At 64.1% G+C, this 25428-nt stretch carries 19 protein-coding genes (1 of these 19 cut by a window edge); 1 reads left to right on the top strand and 18 read right to left on the bottom strand.

Annotated elements, in window-relative coordinates; genetic code table 11:
• Positions 1–100 precede the first annotated feature (100 nt).
• The 5 genes from DM450_RS19965 to DM450_RS19945 all read right to left on the bottom strand — a co-directional run bounded on the left by DM450_RS19965 (position 101) and on the right by DM450_RS19945 (position 7469).
• Complete coding sequence (locus DM450_RS19965) at positions 101–1216, bottom strand: glycoside hydrolase family 105 protein (RefSeq protein ID WP_142638489.1); 1116 nt, start codon at positions 1214–1216, stop codon at positions 101–103.
• Between the two features lie 62 nt (positions 1217–1278).
• Positions 1279–4305: a beta-galactosidase gene (locus DM450_RS19960; RefSeq protein WP_142638487.1), complete on the bottom strand. Its 3027-nt coding sequence runs from the start codon at positions 4303–4305 to the stop codon at positions 1279–1281.
• Between the two features lie 4 nt (positions 4306–4309).
• Positions 4310–4603 carry an L-rhamnose mutarotase gene (locus DM450_RS19955; RefSeq protein ID WP_142639398.1) on the bottom strand — a complete coding sequence of 98 codons (294 nt, stop codon included), beginning with the start codon at positions 4601–4603 and terminating at the stop codon, positions 4310–4312.
• 108 nt (positions 4604–4711) lie between these two features.
• Positions 4712–6199 (bottom strand): glycoside hydrolase family 28 protein, encoded by a 1488-nt coding sequence (locus DM450_RS19950; protein WP_260610608.1) that lies wholly within the window; start codon positions 6197–6199, stop codon positions 4712–4714.
• A gap of 55 nt (positions 6200–6254) precedes the next feature.
• A complete protein-coding gene (locus DM450_RS19945; RefSeq protein WP_142638483.1) occupies positions 6255–7469 on the bottom strand; it encodes a rhamnogalacturonan acetylesterase in 1215 nt (404 codons plus the stop codon).
• Between the two features lie 310 nt (positions 7470–7779).
• Here DM450_RS19945 and DM450_RS19940 point away from each other — a divergent pair, with 310 nt between their 5' ends.
• The gene (locus DM450_RS19940; protein WP_260610606.1) at positions 7780–10683 is read left to right on the top strand and encodes a TonB-dependent receptor; all 2904 of its coding nucleotides are present in this window, start codon (positions 7780–7782) and stop codon (positions 10681–10683) included.
• A 74-nt stretch (positions 10684–10757) separates the two neighbouring features.
• Here the strand turns inward: DM450_RS19940 and DM450_RS19935 are convergent, their stop codons facing one another.
• From DM450_RS19935 to DM450_RS19875, 13 genes are all read right to left on the bottom strand, one after another.
• Positions 10758–11726, bottom strand: coding sequence for a glycoside hydrolase family 43 protein (locus DM450_RS19935; protein WP_142638479.1), 969 nt, complete (start codon positions 11724–11726; stop codon positions 10758–10760).
• Between the two features lie 445 nt (positions 11727–12171).
• Positions 12172–12927 carry a FadR/GntR family transcriptional regulator gene (locus DM450_RS19930; protein WP_142638477.1) on the bottom strand — a complete coding sequence of 252 codons (756 nt, stop codon included), beginning with the start codon at positions 12925–12927 and terminating at the stop codon, positions 12172–12174.
• Positions 12928–13054: 127 nt separating this feature from the next.
• A complete protein-coding gene (gene manD, locus DM450_RS19925) occupies positions 13055–14263 on the bottom strand; it encodes a D-mannonate dehydratase ManD (RefSeq protein WP_142638475.1) in 1209 nt (402 codons plus the stop codon).
• Positions 14264–14779: 516 nt separating this feature from the next.
• Positions 14780–16057: a phosphatidylinositol-specific phospholipase C1-like protein gene (locus DM450_RS19920; protein ID WP_221889504.1), complete on the bottom strand. Its 1278-nt coding sequence runs from the start codon at positions 16055–16057 to the stop codon at positions 14780–14782.
• Between the two features lie 198 nt (positions 16058–16255).
• Entirely contained in the window at positions 16256–18340 is a 2085-nt protein-coding gene (locus DM450_RS19915; RefSeq protein WP_142638473.1) for a prolyl oligopeptidase family serine peptidase, read from the bottom strand.
• A gap of 72 nt (positions 18341–18412) precedes the next feature.
• Complete coding sequence (locus DM450_RS19910; protein WP_142638471.1) at positions 18413–18892, bottom strand: TonB-dependent receptor; 480 nt, start codon at positions 18890–18892, stop codon at positions 18413–18415.
• A complete protein-coding gene (locus tag DM450_RS19905) occupies positions 18798–21101 on the bottom strand; it encodes a TonB-dependent siderophore receptor (protein ID WP_185928834.1) in 2304 nt (767 codons plus the stop codon). The genes DM450_RS19910 and DM450_RS19905 overlap by 95 nt, the downstream gene beginning before the upstream one ends.
• A 68-nt stretch (positions 21102–21169) precedes the next feature.
• Positions 21170–22834: an IS66 family transposase gene (gene tnpC, locus DM450_RS19900; RefSeq protein WP_142635963.1), complete on the bottom strand. Its 1665-nt coding sequence runs from the start codon at positions 22832–22834 to the stop codon at positions 21170–21172.
• A 60-nt stretch (positions 22835–22894) separates the two neighbouring features.
• Positions 22895–23215, bottom strand: a complete 321-nt coding sequence (tnpB, locus tag DM450_RS19895; RefSeq protein ID WP_260610419.1) for an IS66 family insertion sequence element accessory protein TnpB — start codon at positions 23213–23215, stop codon at positions 22895–22897.
• A 17-nt stretch (positions 23216–23232) separates the two neighbouring features.
• Positions 23233–23589 (bottom strand): IS66-like element accessory protein TnpA, encoded by a 357-nt coding sequence (gene tnpA / locus DM450_RS19890; protein ID WP_142632478.1) that lies wholly within the window; start codon positions 23587–23589, stop codon positions 23233–23235.
• A gap of 74 nt (positions 23590–23663) precedes the next feature.
• A complete protein-coding gene (locus tag DM450_RS19885) occupies positions 23664–24128 on the bottom strand; it encodes an STN domain-containing protein (protein WP_185928833.1) in 465 nt (154 codons plus the stop codon).
• Positions 24129–24287: 159 nt separating this feature from the next.
• A complete protein-coding gene (locus DM450_RS19880; RefSeq protein ID WP_142638465.1) occupies positions 24288–25328 on the bottom strand; it encodes a FecR domain-containing protein in 1041 nt (346 codons plus the stop codon).
• Positions 25325–25428, bottom strand: the final stretch of a protein-coding gene (locus DM450_RS19875) for an RNA polymerase sigma factor (protein ID WP_260610605.1). It continues 487 nt past the right edge of the window; only the last 104 of its 591 coding nucleotides appear in the window; its start codon lies off the right edge, out of view; it ends in the stop codon at positions 25325–25327. Before DM450_RS19875 ends, DM450_RS19880 begins: the two co-directional genes overlap by 4 nt.

Here is a 25428-nt window from a genome sequence, read left to right as displayed (position 1 = left end):
TCTTTCGTTTTTCAGAGCATATTAAATAATGACACGCGGTTCGCCAGTATTTTGTCGGAGTAATCGCCGGGCGAGCATTGCCGCCCGCCCGGCCACTCCATCAGATGTAGGTCCGCAGGAACTCGGCCAGCGCGCAGATGGCCAGGCTCTGCCCGTAGGGCATCGAGGTCAGCGCGATGTCCTTGTAGAACTGCAGGGTGTCGCCCATCGCGGTGCCAAAGCTGACCTGCTGGAGTTCGCCCGCATCGTCGATGTTGGCCAGCACGCCGCGCACCGCGCGGATGCCCACCGCCTCGTATTCGCGCGGGAGGTAGCCCTTGCGGACGGCTTTCAGGATGCCATAGGCAAAGCCCGCCGTGGCCGAGGCCTCCAGATAGCTGGTCGGATCGTCGATCAGGGTGTGCCACAGGCCGGTTTCGGCATCCTGCGTGGCGGCCAGGGTGCGGACCTGGGCCGCCAGCGTGTCGATCAGGAACGAACGGAATGCATCGCCCGGTTCGAGATCGAGCAGTTCGATGATCTCGGGAATGGCGATCGTCACCCAGCAATTGCCGCGCGCCCAGAGCGCTTCGGCAAAGTTGTGGCGCCCGGTGAAGTCCCAGCCGTGGAACCACAGGCCGGTCTTGCGATCGGCGAGGTACTTGATGTGGACGAGGAACTGGCGCTTGGCTTCCTCGATGTACTGCGGCCGGTCCAGCAGCAGCCCGATCTTGGCCAGCGGCAGCACGCTCATCATCAGCGTGTCGTCCCACAGTTCGCCGGGATTCTCGTCGTTGTAGACGATGTGCTGGAAGCCGCCTTCCTCGGTCTTGGGCAGGCCGTCGGGCGCCATCAGCCACTCGGCCCAGGTGTCGAGATAGGGGATGTAGCTGGGATCGCCGTCCAGTTCGTAGAGGTAGGCCAGCGTGATGAAGGGGGCCACCGTGTTGATGTTCTTGGTGGGCGTGCCTTCGGCGAAGCGGTCGGCGAACCACTGGCGGATGATGGCGAGCGCGGCCGTGTCGCCGGTCTGCTCGAAATAGCGCCACATGCCGAACAGGCCGACGCCGTGGGTCCATTCCCAGCCGGCCCAGCCCTTGGTGTCGATCACGCGGCCATCGTCGAGGTGCAGCAGGAACTCACCGGTCTCGTCCTTGATGTGAACGAGGTTGTGCATCAGCTTGCCGATGGCGTCGGTGACTTCCGCGCGCGGAATGTCGTGCGTAAGCGCGGCCAATTAAGGTCTCCTGGTCATGGTTTCGGGGGCGCTCGCGGAGCGCGGAAGGACGGGGCGGCGGCTCATTTGAGCTCTGCCGGGGTCTGCGGGGCGGGCACCATGCGGACGGGCACGCCGCCCCTGACATTGTGCAGGGTGACGAGCTTCACCGCCTCCAGCGCATCGCCGGGGGCGCCGTCGCTGGTGACGGCCAGCGCCAGGTGGTTGGCGCCGTGGTGGTTCAGGATGCCCTCGGGGATCGGGAACAGGCGCTGCGGGCCGACGTGGGCGATGAACTGGCCCATGTTCCAGCCGTTGACGAAGATCAGCACACGGTACTTCGCGGCCGAGCGCGGCGTCTCGGTATCCCCGAAGGCGAGCGCGATGGTGGCGTCCTGCCCCATGGGCACGGCGAGGTCGAATGCGGTGCGATACCATGTCGTGCCCGGCTCCGCGCTGGTCGCCGGTACTGGCGCGGCGGTCCACCGGCTGTCGTCGAACAGCGGCAGGTGCCAGCCCATGCGCTCACCATGGAGGCCGCCACTGTTGGCCGGGCCGCGCACCGGGTCGGCCAGGTCCTCGCCGCCGCGCTGGCCCTGGATCTTCCACGCGATCGGCACCGCGAAGCTGCGCCCGCCGGGCTGCGAGATCGAGGCGGAGATCAGCCCGCGCGCTTCCTTGTGGAAGTCGTCGGAATCGAGGTCCCAGTTGTGGCCGTTGTTGCGCACCATCACCGAAAGCACATGGCTTCCGCCGGCCCGCGCCTCGGACGGAAGGTCCAGCGTGACGGTGCCGGTGGTGATCGGGCGGGGGAGGCCGCCCGGTGTCTCGGCCTGACCGATGAACTGGCCGTCGAGCCAGGCCTGCACCAGCCCCGAGCCGCCCGCGCCGTAGAACAGCGAGACGGTTCTGGCGCCGGGATTGCCCTCGAACTTGCCGCGATACCAGACGTCGCCCTCGTGGAAGCCATAGGCATCCATCGCCATGTTGGGCTGGCCGTCCGGGCGCTGGGTGATCGTGGCATTGGGGCGGCTGCCGCCGACGGCCTGCCAGCCACTGTCGTCGAATTTCGGATCGGCCTCCGGCGAACCCTTGGCCATGCGCCAGCCGCTGAGCGCGGGAAGCGTGATCGGAGCTGGGCCGGCAAGAGGCATGGTTGCGGCGAGGCTGCCGACGGTGGATGCCCTGGCGGGGACAGGCGCGCCGTTCCATGTCAGCGCGCGGACGGCGGCGGGGGCCCAGACTTCGAGACCGGCCGCTTCGCCGGTGTCACCGGTCAGCGCCAGCGCACCGGATTTGAACGACGCGCGCCGGACCAGCTGCGGACCACGCACCAGAACGGCGCCTGCCGCGGATTCGACGCGGGTGTAGCGGGCGGCTTCGGCCTCGTCGGCAAGGATCAGGATCAGGTCGCCGCGCCCGCCGCCGGTCAGGCGCAGCACGGTGCGGCCCCCATGCCCAGTTGCGTGCGCGTAGGTGACTTTCAGGTCGCCCTTGGTGTCGTTGAAGGCGGTTTCTGCCGCGCCTTCCAGAACCGTGACTTTCGGGGCCGAGGCATAGCGCAGCACGGTCTCGCCCGGCTCCCCGGCACGGCCGTAAAGCAGCAGCAGGTCGGCGTTTCCGGCCTTGGACACGGATTGCAATTCGGAGGTCGAATAGACCAGCCGCTGCCCACCAAGGTTCACCCCGGCGACCAGCCACTTGGCATCGAAGCCGTTGAGCTGCATCGGAAATGTGTAGCGTCCATCCGGCAGCGTCGCGGTCACCGTGAAGCGGTCATCGCTCTGCCCGTTCGACGGTTTGTGCGCCACCAGCAAGAAGCGCGCGTCGGTCTCCGGGCTCTTGTTGTGATAGACCTGAATATTGGGCGAAGAGACCTCGGGTGCGCCCGCCGGGATCATGCCCGCAAGGTCAGGGACCGAGGCGATCAAGCCGCCCAATTGCTTCATCTCCAGCGCCTTTTCGCGCAGGTTCCGCGCCTCGGAAATGGCGGCGCCATAGTCGTAGCTGGTGAACACCACCGGAGCCGGCAGCCAGCCCCAGCTGGTGCCGCCATAAGTCATGTAGAAACTCTGGATGCCGATGCCGTTGGCCAGATTGGTGCCGTAGAACACCCGCTGGAACCGCTTGCCGCGCTGGACCGCGTTGCACGCATAGCCGCCGTTGGACCCCCAGTAATCGAACCAGCCGCCGCCGAATTCGGCCAGGAATCCGGGCGTTTTCGGCGAAGCGGAGGCACCGCCTTTCGCCCCGCCGGTTCCGTAGAAACCCCAGTCCGGCGCGGCCACGCTGCGCGTCGGCTTGCCTTCCACCGTGCAGGTGCCGCCGGGGTAACCGTCGAACGCGTACATGTCGTTGGGGCCGTGGACGACCTTGTCGACCGGCGAACCCTCCGGCACCCAGTAGCCGTTACGGCCCTGATCGTTGTGGAAGATCGGCACGGTAATGCCCTCGGCGCGCGCCTTGGCGTAGAGGTGATCCATGTAGCGACGCTGCGCGGGCGTGGTCAGGGCGAGTTCGTTCTCGATCTGGTGGAGGATCACCGAGCCCTTATGGCCCTTGCCGTCGCCGTTGATCTGGTGGCGCGCAATGATCGCGTTGACCCGCGTCAGCCACTCGTCGGCGGCGGCCATATATTCGGGATCGTCGGTGCGGGCGCGGGCCTTCTGGTTGACCAGCCAACCCGGAAATCCGCCGCGCGACAGTTCCGCGTTCACGTAAGGCCCGGCACGGGTCATGACCCAGAGGCCCTCTTCCTCCGCCATCGTCAGCAGGCGGTCGAGATCGCGAATACCGCTGAAATCGTAGACACCCTGCTTGGGCGAGTGGTAGCCCCAGTCGAAATAGAGCGCGACGGTGTTGAACCCGCTGGCCTTCATCTTCTGCAGCACGTCACGCCAGAGATCCGGGCTGGGCAGGCGGAACGGGTGGAACTCGCCCGACCAGATCACCTGCCGCTTGCCGTCGATCATCAGTGAACGCGCATCGAACGAGATACGGCCGAAGGTCTGGACCGGCGCGGCAAGATCGGCAGTCGGCTTCGCGTCCTGCGCCAGAGCAGGCAGCGGAGCAGCGGAAAGAAGCAGGGCAAGAAGGAAAGCGCGCTTCATCGGCTCAGTCCATGTGGAACAGCAGCGGGAGCGGCCATTCCTTCGGCTGGTTGCCAGGCTCCACTTCCATCAGCGGGGCCATATGGTCCCACCAGCGGCGCATCACCGGGTGATCGGGCAGGGTATCGCGGGTATTGCCGGGAAGCGCGCGCAGCACCGCGAAAAGCGCGAGGCTCTGCTCGTCAAGGAAGATCGAATAGTCGCGAATGCCCGCCTCGCTCAGCAACGCGGAGAGTTCGGGCCAGATCGCATCGTGCCGGCGGCGATACTCATCGACCGTGCCGGGCTTCAACTGCATCCTGAAGGCGTGGATCGACCCCATCCCCTTATCCGGCACCACGACTCTCCCATGTTCCATTATATGGATTTCAATGCCGTTATTTGGTAGCCAGTCCCACCCCGCTCGTCAATCGCCATTCTTATGCAAAGGGGTGTTCGAAAAGGCCGAAAATGCGACGTTTTCGAGCCGGATGGGCCGACGCACCTCGTGAAGAAGCGTTTCCGCGTGAAACTTGTCCACGGTCAGGCGTTCCACATGACGGGCCCAAAGCGCCCAGGCCGGGAGCACCCCGAACATGCTGGGCTCGGGATAGGCAGCCGCCAGTTCAGCAATGTTTTCCTCGGCTTGCGGCGCGCTCCCCGGCACCGTACCCGCTTCGCCATAGACCAGGTGGATGTCTCGCATGACCAGCGATTCGATCGGCCGACCGGCCAGTCCGGCAAAGGCCGCAGGAAAGCGCGGATCGATTCCCCGCGCGTCGATCTCCGACAGAAGGACCTGCCGCACCCCGCCGATGCCGGTGCCGTCCGGCCCGCGCCGCCGGTCACCAAGGCGCACGAACAAGGGGGCCGTCGTCACGTCCCGCATGGTGAGACGGGTGGCGACGATGTTCTCCATCATGCCGCCGTCCACCGTTTCCAGTGCCAGGCCCCGGCAATGGGTGAAGCTGCAGTCCTGCACCTTAACGTTGCGATAGCCGCCGTTGCTTTCGGTACCGAGCTTGATCCGGCCGGTCACGCGGTCGCGGTCCGGTGCGAATTTTTGCGTCCTTGTCCGCGTCCCGTCGATCAGTGTGCCCATGTCGTAGCCGGACACCGCGCAATCACGGATCACCACGTTTTGAGCAGCTATCGGCTCGCCCAATGCCAGGCTGGACTTGACGACGATGCCGTCGTCGTTGGGGGAGTTGACCTTGCAACCGCGCACCACCGTGTCCTGCACGCAGTCGAGGTCGATACCGTCGCGATCGGTGTCGATCGTGAGGTCTTCGATCACCAGGCCGCGCGTGCCGGTGGCAAGGATCGCGAAATGCCCACCCTTGCTTACGGTGAAGCCCGAAAGACGGATATTGCGTCCGCGCTTGAGCGCGATCGCCTTGTTGCCTTTGCCGTCCATCGCCGCAATGGCGGGCTCCAGCAGGCCGATTTCCCTGGCGCTCATGCCCTGCATGGAGAGCGGACGCTCTCCGGCCTGCGCCTGCCAGCGCGCGCCGGGGCCGTCGCGAGTGAGGCCCAGGCCGTGGATCAGGCCGGAGCCTTCGATCACGACGTTCTCCACGTCCTCACCCCAGATCAGGCTGTTGCGCCAGTGGCTATGGCCGAAATCCTGATAGAGGCCTGAAGCGGGCTCGGGCGGGTCGTAGCTTCCACCGTGAAGCGCGGGGTCCGCCGCGATGATCGTTGCCCCATGCTCGAAGAGCAACCGGATCCGGCTCCTGAGGCGGATCGAGAAGCAGAGGTAACGACCTTTCGGCACCACAACCGTACCGCCGATGCGCGCGGCTTCGGCAATCGCCGCATTGAAGGCCGGGCTATCGATGGCCACGCCGTCGCCCTTGGCGCCAAAATGGCGAACGTCAAAGCGCCCTTGCGCGGCAAGCACGGATCGCGGCATCACTGACCCTATCATGCTGAACACGCAAAATTGGCGGCGGGGCAGATCCACCGCGTCAGCTCCCTTCCGGCTTGCCTTCATCCAGCGGAATGCTCGGCGCGATCGGCATGGCATCCGGCAAAGGCGGGTGCGAAGGATCGAAGTTCCGGAGCACCACGTAAGGCGCGAGTTCTGGGATCTGCTCGGCCACCTGCCGCGCAATCGCCGCGGCAAAGAGCCAGGCGCCGTAATTGTTGTTGTGCGTCCGGTCCTTGCCGTTATCGGCAAAGGCCTGCGGCGAGACATTGGGGCCGAGCGCCTGCATGATCGCGATGCTGTCGCGGTTAAGGTCGATCAGCGGGACTTTCTCGTCCGCCGCCACCTTGCGCACGGCAGCGGCATAGGCGCCAAGCGTGTCCTTGATCTTGCCGGTATCGTCGAAATTGCGCCGTTCGGGTGAGGTGACCAGCACCGGATGTACGCCGCGACGGCGCGCTTCGGCGATGTAACTGCGCAAGTAGGCGGGATAGGTCAGTTCCGGATCGAGATAGGTCATCGGCCATTCGGCCTTCTGGTCGTTGTGGCCGAACTGGATGAACAGCCAGTCGCCCGCGCGCATCTGGGTCAGCGCCTTGGAAAAACGCAGCTGGGCGATGAAGGACTTCATCGTCGCGCCGGACTTGGCGTGGTTGGCCACTACCAGGTGATCGTCGAGCATTGCCGGCAGCATCTGTCCCCAACTGGTGAAAGGCTCGGCATACTGGTCCGCCACGGTGGAATCACCGGCAAGGAATAACCGCGGCGCATCAGCGGGCTCGATGTGGATGGCTGCGACGCGCGGCTGGCCAAGGAATTCCAACGTCAGCTTGTCGTCCCAGCTGAAACTGGCGAGATCGCGCTCATCCAGCAGTACTGCCTGCCCGAACCGGGGTGCCCCTGCCGGTTGGCGCGGCAGCCGGGCGTCGCGGACATCGACAAGGAACGTACGCGTCACCATCTCTCCGCGCCGCGTCGCGACGTCACGCAGGAACAGGCGGCGGCTCTCCGCCTTGACGGTGGTTCGGCCCGCGCTGCGCTTGTCGCCAAGGGTCAGGGTGACGCGGTATGTGCCCTGCGGCAGCGACACGGAATACAAGAATTCACCGGAAGGATCGCGCCGCTCGGCCCCGTTTCCGCCCGGTTGGTAACCGGGCATTTCCTGTCGCACCTTGCCGGCCAGATCGATGTCGACGATCGGCGCGCCGCTGGTTGCGGAAGCGACAGCCAATGCCAGCGCCGTGGTCAGGGACATCGTCATCCTCTCCTTTTCGTGAACCGCCTTGATAACGGGACAATCCCATATGAAGGACCATTAATGCATATAAAGGGATGCAAGGAAGTCAATCCAAGGGACGTCGTTTCCCCGCGACGAGACGCTCCGTTTCTGCGGGAAAAATATCGAGACAGATCGATCAACAGCGATTTTGACTGGAAATGAGCGAACTTGAGATATATGGTAAAACTTGATCCCACATAATGGGACATTATAAAACAATAACGGGAGTGTGAAAATGGGAAGGGCAACCTCGAGGTCCATCAGGTGCAACCGGACGTCGGCATCGATGCTGGCGATGGCGGCGATGATGACAGTGTCGTTTCCGGCGTTTGCGCAGGAAGCTGCAGCGCCAGACGGTAACGCCCAGCAGCCACCCAGCGCCGAGGACATCATTGTCACCGGTTTCCGCGCCTCGCTGAACGCGGCGCTGGCCGACAAGCGCGATCAGACCGCCGCCATCGACACGATCAAGGCCGAAGACCTGGGCAAGTTTCCCGATTCCAATCTGGCCGAATCGATGCAGCGCATTCCCGGCGTCGCTCTCCAGCGCGGCGATGGCGGCGAAGGCAAGAACATCTCCGTGCGCGGGCTTGGCGCCGACTTCACCCGCGTGCGCATCAACGGCATGGAATCCGCGGCCCAGACCGGCGGCTCGGACATCTACGGGGCCGGCAACAATGGGCGCAGCTTCGACTTCAACGTCTTCCCGACCGAGATCTTCTCCGCGCTCACCGTGCGCAAGACACCATCGGCGGATGTCGAGGAGGGTTCGCTGGGCGCGACCGTCGATCTCAGCGCACCAAGGCCGTTCGATTCCGCCAAGGATTTCGTCCTCTCGGCCACCGCACGCGGCGTGTGGAACGAATTGTCGAAGCAGGTCGATCCGCGCGCGTCCGCCCTGGTCTCCAAGCAGTTCGGCGACAGCGGCTTCGGCGTGCTGGGTTCGATCGCCTACCAGAGGCGCCATACGCGCGAAGTGGGCTATTCGGCGGTCGACATTCTCTCGGCCAACCAGAACGGCATGTTCTGCTCTCCGCTGGGCTTTACCCCGCAGACCCCGGTCACCAGCGCGACGACCGGCGCCAGCGCCGCGAACTGCTCCACCGGCAATCCGCGCACAAGCGATCCTGCAGCCTACCAGACCGTCTATGACGCCCGCCGCGACGATCTGCCGAATACCCCCGGCAGCGGCGCCTTCTTCCCGCGCATTCCCCGCTACATCAATTCGCAGCAGTCGCAGGAGCGCATCGGCGGAACGATGACGCTGCAGTACAAGCCGGACGACGATACCGACATCTCGCTCGACCTGCTGTACTCCCGTTTCAACGTCACGCGCGACGACAATTACATCGAGGCGATATCGTTCGGTCGTTCGGCATCGAACCAGGGCTACCCGATGATGTCGCTCAAGGATGTCCAGCTTTCCGATCTGGGATCGGTAGAATATGCCCTGCTCGACGGCGTCGACGTACGCTCGGAAGGCCTGCACTCCGAATACTCGACCACGTTCAAGCAGGCCAACCTCAACTTCATGCACCGCTTCGGCGACCGGCTGACGGTGGACGGCAAGGTCGGCCTCAACCGCTCCGTCTGGCGCGACAAGGTCCGCATGCAGTACTACATGGATGCGCTCGATACCGACAACTTCTCGATCGACTACAGGGATGGCGGCCAGACGCCGGTACTGGGCTTCGGTTTCGACGTCTCCGATCCCACGCAGTTCCGTTACGGCGTCTCACCGGGCGCCGGGGTGGTCACCGGCGGATTCAGCCTTCAGGGCAAACCCGCCACCAACACCACCAACGGCGTATTGGGCGAGATCAACGCTCATTACGAAGTCTCGGATGCATTCAAGGTTCATATCGGGGGGCAATACCGTTCAAGCGACTTCAAGCAGCGCCTGACGACCTATTACACTGCCGATACACTGGTCCAGAACCTGCTATCCGGCACTTCACTGGCCGATCTCACCAAGCAGATCACCGGTGTGGACAGTCTCTGGGGCCATGGTGCTCCGTCGAGCTGGGCCACGCTCGACTGGCGCAAGCTTGCGAATACCTTCAACCTGTTCGACGCCCGCACCTGCACCGGCTGCGGCGAGATCAATCCGGGCGTCAAGGAAGAGGAATCGAGCGCCTACCTCATGGGCACGTTCGATTTCAGCGATGCGGTGGGCTTTGGCCTGCGCGGCGATGTCGGCTTGCGTTACATCCACACATGGCAGCGTTCGACCGGGTACCTCAACCTGGCCGACGCGACCTCGCCGACCGGCCTTGCCGGCCAGTTCCGCGCGGTTTCGCGCAGCTATGACGACTGGTTGCCCTCCGCCAACCTCGTCATCGAACCGACGCAGAACCTCCTGGTGCGCCTGTCCGCCGCCAAGGTCATGTCGCGCCCCGCGCTGACCGCGCTGGCGCCGACGGTGACGATCAACCCGGTGACCCGCTCCGGATCGCTGGGCAATCCCCTGCTCGAACCGATCCGTGCGACCACCTTCGACGCAGCCGTGGAATGGTACTTCCGCCCCGGTGCCCTGCTGTCGGCAGCGTTCTTCTACAAGGACATCAAGACATATGTGCAGAGCGTGAACTCGCTCGTGCCGTTCAGTTCGCTCGGCCTGCCCGATGCTCTGCTCACCGGCAGCAATACGATGCCCGACGAACTGTTCAACATCGCCACCCCTACCAACACGCCGGGCGGCCCGCTCAAGGGCATCGAGCTGAACGCCCAGATCCCGTTCAACTTCATGACCGGTTTCTTCAGTCACTTCGGCGTGCTGGCGAACTACACGCATGTCATGTCGAAGATCAATTACTGCCTCACCAGCTCCGGCGGCGTCTGCACGGTGACAACCAAGGACGACCTTGTCGGCCTGTCGAAGGACACCGCGTCCGGCACGCTCTACTGGGAGAACGCCAAGTTCTCGATCCGCGGCACGATCAACTACCGCGGGCCGTTCATTCGCGGCATTCCCGCCTCGCCCGGCAGTGATCTGGTCGGCAACCGGGCAACCACGTTTGTCGACGCCTCCGCTTCATACAATCTTACCGACACCGTGAAGCTGATCGTCGAGGGCACCAACCTAACCGACGAACAGAACAGCCTCTACACCGACAGCCAGCGGCAGGACACCCTGTTCCAGACCCGCGTCGGGCGCACGATCTCGGCTGGCGTCAATGTGAAATTCTGACCTCCCAGTTCCCGGCGGGGCCCTCCCGCGCCGGCACTCACGGCTCCCGGATCCTCCATCCGGGAGCCGCCTTTTCAGGATTTTTCAAGCGAAGCGGCAAGATCGGGCGCAATCCGCACGAGCGACCCGTGACGGCCGCCTTGCGGCATCACAAGGCGCTCCCCGACATCCTGCCAATGGATCATGTCGCGTGTCGATACCGCGCCCCAACGGCCGTCGCGGTAGACATCGTAATAGCAGATCAATTCATCACCAACCCGCACGGTCATGGGACCTTCCACCCAGGATGGCGTGAATGGCACGCCAAGCGGTGCAAATGGGCCGAGCGGACTGCGCGCCGAAGCGGCACGCAGCCATTTGCGGGGCGGCATGACGGTTTCGTCCTTCACCACCAGCCAGAGACCGCCATCGGGCGCGTGTGCAAACGTGCCGTCGATCACGCTGAAACCGGGATCGTAAAGCACTTGCGGCGGAGCAAACCTCTCGAAATCCGCCGTGGTCGTGTACCACAGCCGGTGATTGTATCCGTTTTCCGACGTACTCGCGGTTTCCGTGAAGCGGCCGTCAACCGTACTGGACCAGAAGATCACCGTTCGGCCCGAAGCGGGATCGAAGATCGCTTCGGGCGCCCAGCAATTGCGCGTACCCGGCACCGAAGCCATGACCGGAAGAGCCCGCTGCGGCGTCCAGTTGATGAAATCCCGGGTGGTGGCATGGCCGATCGTCACCCCCTGCCAGGCCGTAGTCCAGATGCAGTGCCAAGGCGCATCAACCCCCTCCCCCCTCCAGAGGAAAGGGTCTCGCAGCAGGTTTTTCTCGCCGACATGCGGCACCAGGAAGGGCCTGCCGCCGCCGAGCGTCCTGAATGCGAAACCGTCATCGCTGAGGGCCAGCTTCAGCCCGTCCGCCTCCCCCTTGCCGGTGCTGAAATAGGCAAAGAGCAGCGGGCCATCCGCCGGCTGCGCCCCCATACGCGCGGTGGCACAGCCCGCCAATGCCGTCGCGCCAAGGCAAAGCGCGCGGCGATCAATACAAAACGTCATCACTGTCCGTCCGTCGAGTTCATGGGCCGGGCGCGTGCCGGGACACCGGGGTCTACAGACACTGCAGCGCGATCTTCACCCACGGGACATCAGTCAGGTCGTGGTATCACGATCGCTGCCATCCCGACTTGGGAAAACTTGGCACAGTACCGGGCAGGAAGGTGCCGAAATATATCCATAATTCAAGACCTCCTGACGCATTGATGGACCATCTTGGGGAAATCCCGAAGGGACGCGCACAAGGCCTGCATCGCGAAGCGCCCCGCAGCGCACTCGCCGACGCCGCAACCCGGTATGTTCGCCGCTTGGCCGCATCGACGCTGCCATCCCAGGAGTCACGGCCCAGGAGTCACGGCCCAAGTGTTTGATCCCAGCGTGGAATGGGGTGAATTTGTCGCCAGCCCAGCGGCGGGCGCAGCCGCGATCACATGCTGAGACCAAACACCTAGGCGCCCGTAGATCCCACACCGACGATACGGCGACGCTTGTCGCCAATTTCACGCCTGGCCTTTTCGATCAACTCCAGTTCGGTGACGGCCAGCAGATCCTCGGAAACCCGGATCAGGTGCGCCCGCATCGCCTGTCGTGCACGCTCTCCATTGCGTTCGGCCAGGGCATCATAAATCTTGCGATGTTCATCCGACCGCGGGGTGATCCCGGCCAGCCTCGCCTGCTCGAACATGCGCCGGCTCAGCGGCGACTTTTCCCGCAAGTCCCACAGGCGTTCGATCGCCTGAAAAACCAACGAACTCTGGGTCGCCTCGGCTATGGCGAGGTGGAACTGCCGGTCCAGATCCAGTTCCGCGGGGGATGCCGGGCCCAGGGCTTCCATGCGTTCGAGAATCTGCCCAAGATTGACCAGTTCGTCATCGCGCATCACGGTTGCGGCGAGAGCGGCGGCCTCGCCCTCGAACATCAATCTCGCCTCGATCAGTTCGAATGCACCGACGTCGAGCTCATCCTTGGGCCTGGACAGAGGCACATGCTCCGCAACGTACACCCCCGAGCCGTGACGCACCTCGACAAGGCCCTGGATTTCGAGCGCGATCATCGCCTCCCGGACCGTCGGCCTGCTGACGCCGAAGCGCTCTGCCAGATCCCGCTCCGGCGGAAGGCGTGAACCCGCCAAAAATTGCCCGTCGCGCATCCCTTGCTCAAGTTCGCAAGCCACTCGCTGGTACAGTTTTACACGCCCTGTCATGCGAAGGCATTGTCACAAGCGGCACACGACAGCAAGACATCTTACCAATTTGCTCGCCATTCCACCCCGGCATCACCGTGCCCATCCAACGGCGAGGTTGCGCCGCGCCAGAGCCAGCCCGCGGACCTCACCAGTTCCACATCGTGCCGTCCTCAAGACGGGCGACGGGAAGGAAGGCCGGCTTATAGGGATACTTCGCCGCCAACTGCTCGTCGATGTCGACACCGTGGCCGGGCGTTTCGCCGCAGAACAGCTCGCCTTTCTCGAAGTGGTAGTCGTGCGGGAAGACCGCATCGGTCTCCGCCGTGTGGCGCATGTACTCCTGGATGCCGAAGTTGGGCACCCAGGTGTCGAAATGCAGCGCGGTCCCCATGGTCACCGGCGAAAGATCGGTCGCACCGTGGCTGCCGGTGCGGATCTGGTAGAGCGCGGCGAGATCGGCGATACGGCGCAAGTGCGTGACCCCGCCAGCGCCGACGATGGTGCATCGGATATAGTCGATCAGCTGGTTCTGGATCAGGTCCTTGGCGTCCCAGATCGTGTTGAAGATCTCGCCCACCGCGAGCGGGGTGACAGTGTGCTGGCGCACGAGACGGAAGGCCTCCTGGTTTTCGGCCGGCGTGCAGTCCTCCAGCCAGAAAAGCTGGTAAGGCTCCAGCATCTTGCCCAGGTTCGCCGCTTCCTGCGGGGTATAGCGATGATGGCCATCGTGCAGCAAATGATAGCCGAAACCGTACGTCTCGCGCAGCTTCTCGAACATCCTGGGGACATAGTTGAGCGCCTGCCTCGTGTCCCATCCGGTGACCGAGGGAAGCGCGGCATCGGCCGGTTCGTAATAGAGCTTGCCGCGCCCCACGCCGTAAGCGTCCTTGATCCCCGGCACGCCGGTCTGCGCCCGGATTGCCTTGTAGCCGAGTTCGATATAGTGGCCCACGGCATCAACCGTCTCAGCGATATCGCTGCCGTTGGCATGGCCGTAGACCATGACGCCATCCCGGCTTCGGCCGCCCAGCAACTGGTAGAGCGGCATGTTGGCCATCTTCGCCTTTATGTCCCACAGGGCCACGTCGACGGCCGCGATCGCGCGCATCGTCACCGGTCCGCGACGCCAGTAGGCTCCCTTGTAGAGGTATTGCCAGATGTCCTCGATGCGGCGCGGGTCCATGCCGAGGATGCAGGGGATCACGTGCTCTTCGAGATAGGCGACCACCGCCTTCTCTCGCCCGTTCATCGTGGCATCGCCGATCCCGTACACGCCCTGATCGGTCATGATCTTGAGGGTAACGAAATTGCGTCCGGGACAGGTCACGATAACCTTGGCGGAAATAATCTTCACGGCTTCATCTCCCTTGGCGCCTGCAGGCACCTGCCCGCCGCTCTATCATCTCAGTGGCCGCATTATTGGCCTTACCATCTAATGACAATAGATCAGATGAATTGATCGCGTAAAGGTAAACCTTAGGCGCCGATCCCATCCAGCCCCACATCGCACCCGCGCAGGGGAGCCATGGCAGTATGTCCCCCCTGCGGCCTCAAGCGGCGGCAAAGTCCGATTGTCCGTCCACACGGCCAAAGCTCCTCGACATGGTTCACCAACGATCGCTCGTTCGGCAATGCGGCGGAAGACTTCTGGCGCTGTACTGTGTCTTTCGGTCTTTTATACGCAAGGGCTCCCTGCGAGCGCCATCGCGCATGCTGGCACGGCATTGCCACCTCGTTCGTGGCGCGCCCTCCCCAATATGGCCGGCCCGAATATGGCTGGATCAGGTGTTCGCCGAAGCTTTCGGCATGAATCGGCGACTGGGAGAGGAAACAAGCAATCGCTATTTCGACACGATAGCCAGGAAACCGGTCACGGCTGCCTTTCGGCCACGCGGGGCGCGGGCCACAGCATCGGTGCTGCCTGGGCTGCGGCAAGATCAGCGGCGCCGGCTTCCTCCACCGGCAGGCCGGCGCAGCGGTTTGCCGTTCTGATCGCGTTGCATTGCGCCGCCACATGACCGGGCAACCGCACCGCAAAGCCGCCGGGGAAGCGCGGATCCGCCCATAGGTAATCGGTCGAGACCGCCTGAGCACCACTCGCCAGCGCCGCAGCGCGATGGGCGACGTCATTCGAACGGGCCTGCCAGGTATTGTCGTCAGCGCGCGTGCGCACGATGAAGCCCGCCTTGACGTCGGCAGCGATACGCGCGCCCTGCGTGACCGGGTTGTTGAGCGTCAGATAGGCTGCGGCGGGCGAGCTCTCGTCGGTATTGACGAAGGCGACACGGCCCTCGAGCGCCTGGCGCGCGCCCCGATAGGCCGCGACCTTTGCCTCGTTCTCGTCGAGCGCGAAGTAGAGCTTGCCGCGCGCACCGCCCAGTTTCGGCCAGTTTCCGGCGAGGACCGCCTCGCGCAGTGTGGCATATCGGCCTTGCACATCGTCCGGCGTGACCAGCATGTGCGCCGGCAGGACCGAGCGGATCTCGGCGTCGAAGGCATCGAAGGCGGCCTCGTCGAACGGGATCAGCGGCACCCCGCCGGGGACGGCATTGCCGTCCTTGGCATTGACGAGGATCATGATCGGTGCGTGATCGGGATGGCGTTGGGACCAGGCCTTGATCTCGCCAAGGCAGCGGCGGAACGTCACGCAGCTCGATCGGAAGTCGAGATCGGGCACATGCAGCACCTTGAAGCCGGGCTGTTCCATCAGCCTGGTCCAATCCGCGGGCAGCGCCGTGCCGGTCTGGCGTGCGATTGCGGGATGGGCATAGCGACCGCCTTGCGGATCGTAGACGACATCGATCTCCAACTGGCGCGCGCCCGCGTCCAGTTCCGCCGTCAGGGACTTGTGCGCATAGTCCAGTTCCTGCGCGATCTTTGGTGCGGCCTTGGCGAAGAGCGCATAGTCCGCTGGCGGGATCGCCTGCTTGTAGCTGTTGTGCGTGCCCACCGTGGTCACGTCGTTCATCTTGAGATTGCGGTCCATCCACGCCCTGGCGCAGCCTTCGCCCGCCGAGGCGGCATCGGGCGCATCCAGGCGGCAGGAGCGGGGCTTCGAGGCGGAAGCACGGGCTTGCACCGTTCCCACCTGCAATAAGGAACCCGCCAGCAACAGCATGAGGGACAAAGTGCGGATGGATGGCGACATGATACGACTCCGGTAATAGCGTGCCCGATGGTGAAACCCGAAGGGCAGAACTATTTGACGCGGCGATGACAGCGCGCCCGGCGGCGACGGCTGCCAGCGTCCGCATCGGGCCCCAGCGCGGCCCCGGCTGATCCTCAGGAAGCCCGCCTTGACCGGAGGAACCTCATGTCACGCCCCTCGATACCCGCGTGCCCAGTCTCAATCGGATTCGACTGAACCGGATTCCTCCAGCGGGTCGTTCGTTCTCCCCGAGGCGGAAGGAGCCTTTTCCGCCTCGTAAGCGGCATCCAGGACATGGCGCGAGAACCAGTCCATCTGCACGTTGATCTGGAACAGGCGGTGACGCAGTTCGCGGAAATTGTGCGGCTCCCGGGGCGCGAGATAGAGTTCGCTCTCTACGCCGAGCGCCGATAGCGCCCGGTAATACATCACCGCCTGGGCCGAAGGCACACGCTCGTCCTCGGCACCGGCCAGGATCAGCGTCGGCGTCTTCACCTTGTCCACCGAGGCAAGCGGCGAATAGTCCTGATAGAGATCGCGGCGCGCCGTGGTCCCGTATGGCGGCGTCACGAACCATTCCTTGCGCTGCCAGCGCGTGTCCGACCCAAGGTACATCGAAGGCCAGTCGACCGCACCGGCACCGACCACTGCCGCCTTGAAGCGGTCGGTCACGGTTTCGAGCCGTGCGGTCATGTGGCCGCCCGCACTCCAGCCCATCATGCCCAGGCGCTCGGGATCGGCCATGCCTCGCCGCACGAGTTCATCGACGCCGGACAGCACATCCTTGTCGGCATGGCGGAAATAGCCCGCGTTCATGCCTTGCAGGAAAGCATCTCCATAGCCGGTGCCGCCGCGATAATTGACGCTCAGCACCATGACTCCGCGCGCCGCCAGCAGCGGCTGGAAACGGCCGTAGGCAAAGACGTTGAACTGGTCCGCCGAACGCGGCCCACCGTGGCTCTGGACGATCAGAGGGTATGCCCGGCCCGCCACATAATCGAGCGGATAGGTGACAAGGCCCTCCAATGCCTGTCCGTCAGCTGCGGTCCAGCGGATCGCTTCCTGACGCGGCAGGCGGAAACGCCCGGCAATGCCGTCGTTGAGGTGTGTAACGCGGACCGGGCGCGGATGGCGCGGATCGAGGCGCACCACCTCCTCGGGCTGGAGTGCGCTGCGTTCGGTGTAGGTCAGCATGCGCCCGTCGCGCGACAAGGCGATGGCGGAAATCACGCTGTCCCCCCCTGCCAGCTTACGCCAGCGGCCGCCGCCGGCAGGCACGGCATAGAGACCGGTGCGCACGCCTTCCTGCGCGGTGAAATAGATCGTGCGGCCATCCGCCGACCACAGCGCTTCCTCGACCGCCCAGGGCGGGCCATCGGCGAGTTCGCGAATCTTGCCGCTGGCAATGTCGATCACGAAGAGGTTGGCGTTGAAAGTACCGTAATGCCCATCCCGCGCATTGGCGAGGAACAAGGCGGTGCGACCGTCTGGCGATAGGCGGCTGCTCATTTCCTGAAAGTCGTTGTCGGTCAGGCGCCGGTCTTCGGCGCCTTCGCCATGCACCCACAGTTCCGAAGCGGACTGGTCGTCCAGCAGCCGCGAGGTCGCCCGGCGATAGAGCACTACGCGGCCATCGGCGGAAAGGTCGAAACCGCGCACCTCGAAGTCACCGGTAATGACCTTTCCCGCCTTGCCGCTGGCCATATCGACCTTCCACAAGGCCCGGCGCATGCCGGGGGCCTCGAAGGCGAACATGTCGTCGCGCATCTTCTTGCGCTTGGCGAGATCCTTGTCGTCAGGCAGGCTGGCGAGGAACCAGATCGACTTGCCGTCCCCCGACCAGACCAGATCGGCGGGCGCCGTTCCGAGCGTGGTCAGCCTGCGCGCCTCGCCGCCATCGACCGGCAGAAGATAGATCTGGCTGACCTTGTCCCCCGCGCGCCGGTCGACAAACGCGATTGTCTTCCCGTCGGGCGACCAGGCCGCACCGCTGCCGCCCTCGCCCAGCATTCGCCGCGCCTTGCCCGAGGCGGTATCGACGCGCCAGAGTTCGCTGACCGTATGGTTCTTTTCCCAGTCCGCCTGCGTCACCCGGTAAAGGATCGAGGATCCGTCATTCGCCGGCAATGAGCTTCCCGCGCGCGCGATGCTCAGCAGATCCACCGCGCCCATCGTTTCCGGCGTGGTTGCAGGTTCACCCGCCTGGGCCATGGACGGGGCCAGGGCCGACGACAGGACGGCAGCCAGCAAGGTGGAACGGAACACGCGGGAAAAGGCGACCATGAACGTCTCGCAGAAACTTGCCCGGCGGCTCTTGCGGAGCCGCCGGGCGGGGATGGATTGTCGGCGGGAAAATCAGAACGCGAACTGCGCTCCGAGCGTGAACGAACGGCCGGTCACGCCATAGACCGAGTTGTAGTTGTAGGTGTTGCCGCTCTCGGTGCCGTCGGGAAGGAACGGTCCGTACTTGTTGAACAGGTTGCGGATCGAACCGAAGATCCTCAGGTTCGGATTGCGCAGCGGCGGAGTGATGCGGAAGCTCAGGTCATGGCGCCAGTAAGCCGGGACGTTGAGGTAGAGCGGATCAGTGATCCCGGCTTGCGCAAAGCTCTCGGCGGCCTCGTTGCTGTCCACTGCCTTGCCGATGTAGACCGTGGTCCACTTCAGCATGAAGCGCTTGGAACTCCAGCCGATGCTGGCCTTTGCCGAATCCTTTGACGTGCCGACTTCACCCAGCCAGTCATCCGAGGATTGGCTGGCGATGCCCTGGTACTTGGTGCCCAGTTCCAGACGATGGTTGTAGTTCAGGGAGAACTGGATGCTTCCGGGGATCACTTCCGGGCGGAACTGGAAGGCCACCGCCACGTCGATGCCGCGCGCGCAGTTCGTCGAGGTTTTCCTGCTGGTTGACCAGACGCGTGATCTGCCCGTCGCCATCGCGGGTGATCGCTTCGCAGAAGCGGTTGTCGGTGCCGGAGGTATCCGAATAGCACTCCAGCATCTGGTTGGTGTTCGACAGCGCGGAAATCGCGTCCTTCACGCGAATGTCGTAGTAGTCGACGCTCGCCTGGAAGCCCGGCAGGAACGCGGGATTGACCACAACACCCGCCGTGAAGGTATAGGCGGTCTCTTCCTTCAGATCGGCATTGCCCGCGTTGGGAGCGTTGACGCTGGTGCTGTCGTGCTTGAACACGCCGTCCGCCGCGATGGCAGCCGCGATGCCGGCGTTGGAACGGCAATTCTCCGCGATCGTGCCGGTGGTTGCCGCCGTAACCCCGCTACAGACATCGACGACGGTATCGTAGTCGTCACGCGGCGGCGAGTAGAGCTCCGTCGTATCCGGCGCGCGCTGGGCCCGGCTGAACGTGGTGCGCAGGTTCATGCCGCGAACCGGCTCCCACTGGGCCCCCATGCGATAGCTCATCGTCGTGCCGACGCCCGAAAGGTTGTAGTGCGCCACGCGCAGCGCACCATCAAGGCTGAGGCGATAGATCAGCGGCACATCGCGCAGCACCGGCACATTGGCTTCCACATAGGCTTCGCCGACCTTCACCGTGCCCGCATATTCGGGAATGTAGGCAAAGTTGCTGTAGCCGTTGGCGGTCAGTTCGTCGGTGTGGGTTTCAGTATGATCGCGGCGCAGTTCGAAGCCGGTGGCGATCTGCAACGGTCCGGCAGGCAGATCCAGCAGTGTACCGGTGAGGTTGCCGCTCAGCGTATGCTGGCTGTTGATCGCCTGGTACCAGACATTCCCGCGAATGTAGTCGGCAGCCGCATCGCTGATCGAGCCGATGCCGAACAGGTCGAGCGGAACGCAGCCCTCGGCGCGCGCCGCTTCATCGGCGCAGACGATCGAGCCATCGGCAAGCTTCGTGGCATTGAGCGCGTACTGCACGTGCTGGTAATTGACGCCGTTGGTGCGCACCTGGTTCTGCTCGAACCGGCCGAAACCGTACGTCACGTACCAGTTCCAATTGCCGAAGACAGTACCTTCGAACCCGGCCCATCCACGCCAGGTCTCGCGCTTGTTGTCGATCGCCATCTGGCCGACTTCGGTCAGGCGACGACGGAAATCGATGCCGGTACTGGTGGACGCGGCCGCAATCTCCGCAGGCACCAGGGGATTGCTGCGCGAGATTCGTCCCAGCGTGTACTCGTCCTCGGTTCCGTAAGTGGACGAGTTCGAGATGTAATAGGGCTCACGCACCGAATGGGTGGTGATCCGCGAGTAGAGCACGGTCGCCTTGAATTTCAGCCTGTCACTGAACTCGTACCCCATCTTGCCGGCCGCGCTCACGCTCTCGCGCGGGACGATCAGCGTGCCGTTGACGCGGGAATCGTAGCCGTTCTCGGCCGTCACGAAGCCGGACTGAAGGCCGTTCTCGTCATAGTAGTAGGCGCCCCGACTGTTGAGGAACCGCCCTCCCGGCGTGTAGGAACTGAGCGAGGGAGAGGATACCGTATTGGTGTCCGCATCGTAGGCAACCGATTGCAGCGCCCATTGGCGATCTTTCGCGCGCAGGATGTTCTGCTTCTCGTAGGTGGCCGTAGCCATCAGGTAGAGCCGGTTGTCGAGAAACTTTCCCCCGGCCGCCAGCGAGTATTCGGTTCCGTCACCGCCGCCGTCGTTGGTCGCGGTGCCGGCAACCCTCGCCTTGATGCCCTTCACGCCCTCATCGGTGATGATGTTGACGACGCCGGCAATCGCGTCCGATCCGTAGACCGCCGAGGCACCGCCAGTGCTCACGTCGATCCGGTCAACGAGAAACGTCGGGATCGTGCTGAGACTGACGGCGTTCGAATTGCCGACGTTGGAGACGGTGCGGTGTCCGTCGATGAGCGTCAGCGTGCGGTTCTGGCCAAGGCCGCGCAGGCTGACGGTCGAGAGGCCATTGGTCTGCGTCGAGGTCTGTCCAGCGGAAAGGTTGAGCCCCTGATCGACTCCGGGAATATCCTGAAGCGCCTCGGCAAGATCGCGAGTACGGCTCCGCTGAGGGCCGCCTTGCAGGTTGAATCCAGACCCTGGAGGTAAGCACTGGTGCAAGCTGTAGTGCTTGCACTGATGCGAGGGTGATGCGGTAAGCATACGCCGAGGACCGCGGCGAAGTTGGGTCAGGCGGCGAGATCGACCTTAGCGGACCGCCAGTTCCACGGGAGCAACTCGTCGATCCGGCTGATGGGATGATCGGCGATGCGGGCGAGGACGTCGGCGAGCCACGCCTGGGGATCGACGTCGTTGAGGCGACAGGTCTGGATCAGCGAATAAGCGACCGCCGCCCGCTGGCCACCGCGATCGGAACCGCAGAATAGCCACGATTTGCGTCCGAGCGGCACACAGCGCAGCGATCGTTCGGCGGCGTTGTTCGAGAGGCAGACCCTGCCTTCGTCGAGAAAGCGGGTGAACGCACTCCAGCGGCGCAGCATGTAGTTGATGGCCTTGGCGAGATCGTGGTTGCGCGAGATTCGGGCGAGCTGTGCGTTCAGCCATTCGTGGAGCTCGGTCATCAGCGGCGCGCTGAGTTCCTGACGGGCTGCGAGACGTTCGGCCGGGCTCTTGCCGTTGATGTCGCGCTCGATGGCGAACAGGGCATCGAGCTTCTGCACGGCCTCGAGCGCGATCGGATAGACGAGCCCGGCCTTCTCGCCGCGGCTCTTTTTACGTGCGGCACCTTCGACGTCGGCCAGCTCGAAGAATTTCCTCCTCGCGTGCGCGAAGCATCCAGCCTCGAGGATCGCCCCCGGCTGCCGGTTCGGAGCGTAAAGCTCGTTGTAGCCGCCATAGGCGTCCGCCTGCAGAATCCCGGACCAGGCCGCAAGATGGCGTCGTGGATGATCGCCGCGCCGGTCGCGCGAATAGTAGAAGACGACCGAAGGGGGATCATTGCCGCCGAAGGGCCGATCGTCGCGTACGTAGTCCCACAATCGCCCGGTAATCGTCTTGCCCTTGGCCATGATCGGCACGGTGGTGTCGTCGCCGTGCAGGCGCTCGGCGGCCAGTGTGTGGGCCTCGATCAGTTGGTATATTGGCATCAGCGCAAGACAGGCCGCGCCGATCTGGTCGGCGAGCGTCGAGACGCTGAGCGTCACGCCTTCGCTGGCAAAGCGCTCGGCCTGACGGTGAAGCGGCTGATGCTGGCCGTACTTGTCGAACAGCAGCATGGCGAGAAAGCTGGGGCCGGCCCATCCGCGCGGGGTGACGTGGAACGGTGCTGGCGGCTGCGTGATCTTCTCGCAATCCCGGCAGGCGAACTTCTCGCGCACCGTCTGGATGACCTTCCACGAGCGCGGGATCACCTCCAGCGTCTCGGTCATATCTTCGCCGAGCCTGGACAGCCGGTTGCCGCCGCAGGCCGGGCACGAGCACGGCGCGGCAACGACAACACGTTCGCGCGGAAGATGAGCGGGGAACGGCTTCCTGACCGGCTTCTTGCGCTCGAAGGCGGAAATGGCCGTCGTCTTCGCGGCGGCGGCTTGGGCGGCGAGTTCGTCCCCGGCCGCATCGGCTTCGAGGTCCTCGAGCTCAAGCTCGAACTGCGCAAGCAGCCGCTCGGTGCGTTCGGCGCTGGTGCCATACTGCTCGCGGCGTAGCTTGGCGTTCTGCAACTTGAGATGGGCGATCATGGCCTCGGTCGCACTCGCCAGAGCGCGGGCATTGGCCAGTTCGGCCTCGACGGCTGCGGCGCGTTGCTCTGCCTCGTCGGCCTTCAGAAGCGCGTTCGCCAGCAGCGCCTTGAGCGCATCAGCGTCATCTGGAAAGGGCGAAGCAGCGGCTTCCATGAAGGGAGTGAATCATCGTCAGCCCCTCCGATCAAGCCCGAAATGCGATCGCTTTACTAGCTATCCGGCGCTCTGTGGCCGCCAGGAATACTGCGGGTTGCGCCAATCGATACCGTCGAGCAGGCAGGCGAGTTGCGAACTCGTCAGCGACACCACACCATCCTTCGCCGAGGGCCAGATGAAACGCCCCTTCTCAAGCCGCCTTGAGTAAAGCGACATGCCGATCCCATCGTGCCAGATGATCTTCACCAGCGTGCCGCTGCGTCCCCGAAAGACCCACAGATCGCCGGCAAACGGATCCTTGGTGAAGTGCTGCTGGACCATCGCGGCCAGACCCTGCATGCCCCTACGCATATCGGTGTGGCCCATCGCGATCCACACTCGCGCGCCCGACGGGATCACCGTAGCGCCTTCAGCGCGGCTGCGGCCAAGGCAGGCGGCGTCGATGCCGAAATGCGCAGTTGCCGGCCATCAGGCAGTTCCAGCACGATCGCCGCCTCCGGTTCGGACAGCCCAGTGGGAGTCACGGTTGGCTCCGAAACTTCCTCGATGACCGCGGGGACGAACGCCGCTTCCGCCCGCCGCATGGCCGCTCGGCGCCAAATGTAAATCAGCCCCCGCGAAACATCGTATCGCCGCGCCACCTGCGAAACGACTGCGCCCGGCGAAAATGCCTCACGGAGAATCTCCAGACGTTCCTCGTCCGACCAATCCCGATGCCGTCGCGCACCATTCAACACCGTCACTTGCGTCATGATCGTCCTATCGTACGCTCAAATGAGCGACCAATAGGACGTCCTGACCACACATCCCGAACCGAGCAAGCGGGTCAGGCCGGACGGTTACGATCGCGATAACCGTGCTCGGAAATGTCCTCCTTCTGGAGCGCGACGACGGGAATCGGGGAATCGAACTCGGTGCGGCGAATGCGCGATCCCGTCACGACAAGTTCGGTCGGTGCTGTCCCGTCGTGATCGTCAACCGCCAGCGTTTCGGCGGCCGGCGTCTGCACGGCAGCGGGACGGCGAACGATGAACACGCCCGAGGCGCCCTGTTCCACCGAGAGCCCGGTCCCGCGGAGCAACTGCGTCAGCGCGGCTTGCGCGGTATAGCTGCCCTTGAGCCCGGCGGACTTGCGCCCCTTCACCGCCCCGCCGTCGAAAATCACCTGCTGGTGCGCTGCCGACGCGACGCTGCGCAGCGCGCCTGCCAGGCTTTGTGCAGGAATGTCGAAAGCAATGCGCTGTTCCTGCCCGAATGCCGGTGCGACCTGAACCATCAGCGCCGCAATCACGACACTTCCTGCACCCCAGCGGGATGCAGAATGAAACTTCCCCATATTTGACGACCCCTGTCTGAACGATTGTTGCCGAACGGTAAGACGCGTCAGATCCGTAAAGGGACAGACAGAAATTCGAGAAAATTCAAAAAGGCGCGTTGGTGCGTTGACGCCTCAACGCTTCTCGATCCGCCAGCCTTCCTCCATGACCTGCACCCGCAGCGGATAGAGCGCAGAAAGTCCATCGATGAAGGCACCGGCATCGCCTGCCCGGAACACCCCGTTCACCACCAGCGCCCCGGTCTCACCATCGGCCAGTTCGATGCGGCGGCGCGAATAGCGGTTCATGCGCTCCGCTGCGGCTGCAAGCGTCTCGTTCTCGAACACGAGTTCACCATCCTCCCAGGCCTCGGCCGGGGCCATCTGAAAAGCCGCGACTTTTGGCGGCTCGCCACCATCGGCCAGCGCAACCATCTCGTTGCCCGGGCTGAGCTGCGGCTCGGCGGCGAGGCGGCTCGGACGGAACTGCTCAGCCTGCATCCCCCCGCGTCCCGCCGTGCGATTGACCACCGCTACATGGCCTTCGAACAGTTGCACATGTACATCCTTTCCAAGCAGTTCGACCGAGAAGGACGTGCCTGTCGCAACCACGATGCGATTGCCTGCCGTGACGGTGAAGGGGCGCAAGGGGTCCTTGGCAACGTTGAACCGCGCGCGCCCCTGAAGCAGCACCAGCGAGCGCCGATAGCGCCCGAGATCGACGTCCACCGCAGAATCCCCATCCAGCGTCAATCGTGAACCGTCGTCGAGCAGAACAACACGCTGTTCGCCGATCCCGGTGACAAAATGCCGCGATCGCCCGGACAAGACAGACAACGCGCCAACAAACACCAGCATGATCGAGGCCGCCAGAGCTGCCGCGAAAAGTGACCTTCGAACCTCGCCCCGGCGGCGGCCACTGTCCGTACGGTTCTCGTAGTCACACAGCGCCGCGGTCCGCAGCGTAATGACCTCTGGTTCCTCACCGAGCCCATCCAACATGCGCGACATGCGGGACATGTCGGCAAAGGCATCGGCATTCTCCGGGTCGGCAAGCCATTCGTCGAACGCCAGTTGCTCGGCTTCGGTGAGCGAGCCGTCCGCGAGCGACAGATACCAGACCGCCGCTTCTGCCACGCGCGGATCGGGAGTGTCGGTAATGACGGCATCCCTCATTTCACATCTCCCATGCGGGAGGCGAGCAAGGCCATGGCCTTGGCAATCTGCTGCTTTACCGCGCTTTTCGAAATACCATAACGCTCCGCAATGGTGTCCT

Origin of the sequence: Sphingomonas sp. IC081 (assembly GCF_006874585.1) — a bacterium.
Classification (GTDB): Bacteria; Pseudomonadota; Alphaproteobacteria; order Sphingomonadales; family Sphingomonadaceae; genus Novosphingobium.
The sequence above is the reverse complement of the archived record's forward strand: the minus strand, read 5'-3'. Positions and strand labels throughout refer to the sequence as shown.

Coding starts and splice junctions, on each gene's coding strand:
- DM450_RS19960 (WP_142638487.1), bottom strand. CDS start 4,305: ATGAAGCGCGCTTTCCTTCTTGCCCTGCTTCTTTCCGCTGCTCCGCTG.
- DM450_RS19955 (WP_142639398.1), bottom strand. CDS start 4,603: ATGCAGTTGAAGCCCGGCACGGTCGATGAGTATCGCCGCCGGCACGAT.
- DM450_RS19950 (WP_260610608.1), bottom strand. CDS start 6,199: ATGCCGCGATCCGTGCTTGCCGCGCAAGGGCGCTTTGACGTTCGCCAT.
- DM450_RS19945 (WP_142638483.1), bottom strand. CDS start 7,469: ATGTCCCTGACCACGGCGCTGGCATTGGCTGTCGCTTCCGCAACCAGC.
- DM450_RS19940 (WP_260610606.1), top strand. CDS start 7,780: ATGCTGGCGATGGCGGCGATGATGACAGTGTCGTTTCCGGCGTTTGCG.
- DM450_RS19935 (WP_142638479.1), bottom strand. CDS start 11,726: ATGACGTTTTGTATTGATCGCCGCGCGCTTTGCCTTGGCGCGACGGCA.
- DM450_RS19930 (WP_142638477.1), bottom strand. CDS start 12,927: ATGACAGGGCGTGTAAAACTGTACCAGCGAGTGGCTTGCGAACTTGAG.
- DM450_RS19920 (WP_221889504.1), bottom strand. CDS start 16,057: ATGTCGCCATCCATCCGCACTTTGTCCCTCATGCTGTTGCTGGCGGGT.
- DM450_RS19915 (WP_142638473.1), bottom strand. CDS start 18,340: ATGGTCGCCTTTTCCCGCGTGTTCCGTTCCACCTTGCTGGCTGCCGTC.
- tnpC (WP_142635963.1), bottom strand. CDS start 22,834: ATGGAAGCCGCTGCTTCGCCCTTTCCAGATGACGCTGATGCGCTCAAG.
- tnpA (WP_142632478.1), bottom strand. CDS start 23,589: ATGACGCAAGTGACGGTGTTGAATGGTGCGCGACGGCATCGGGATTGG.
- DM450_RS19880 (WP_142638465.1), bottom strand. CDS start 25,328: ATGAGGGATGCCGTCATTACCGACACTCCCGATCCGCGCGTGGCAGAA.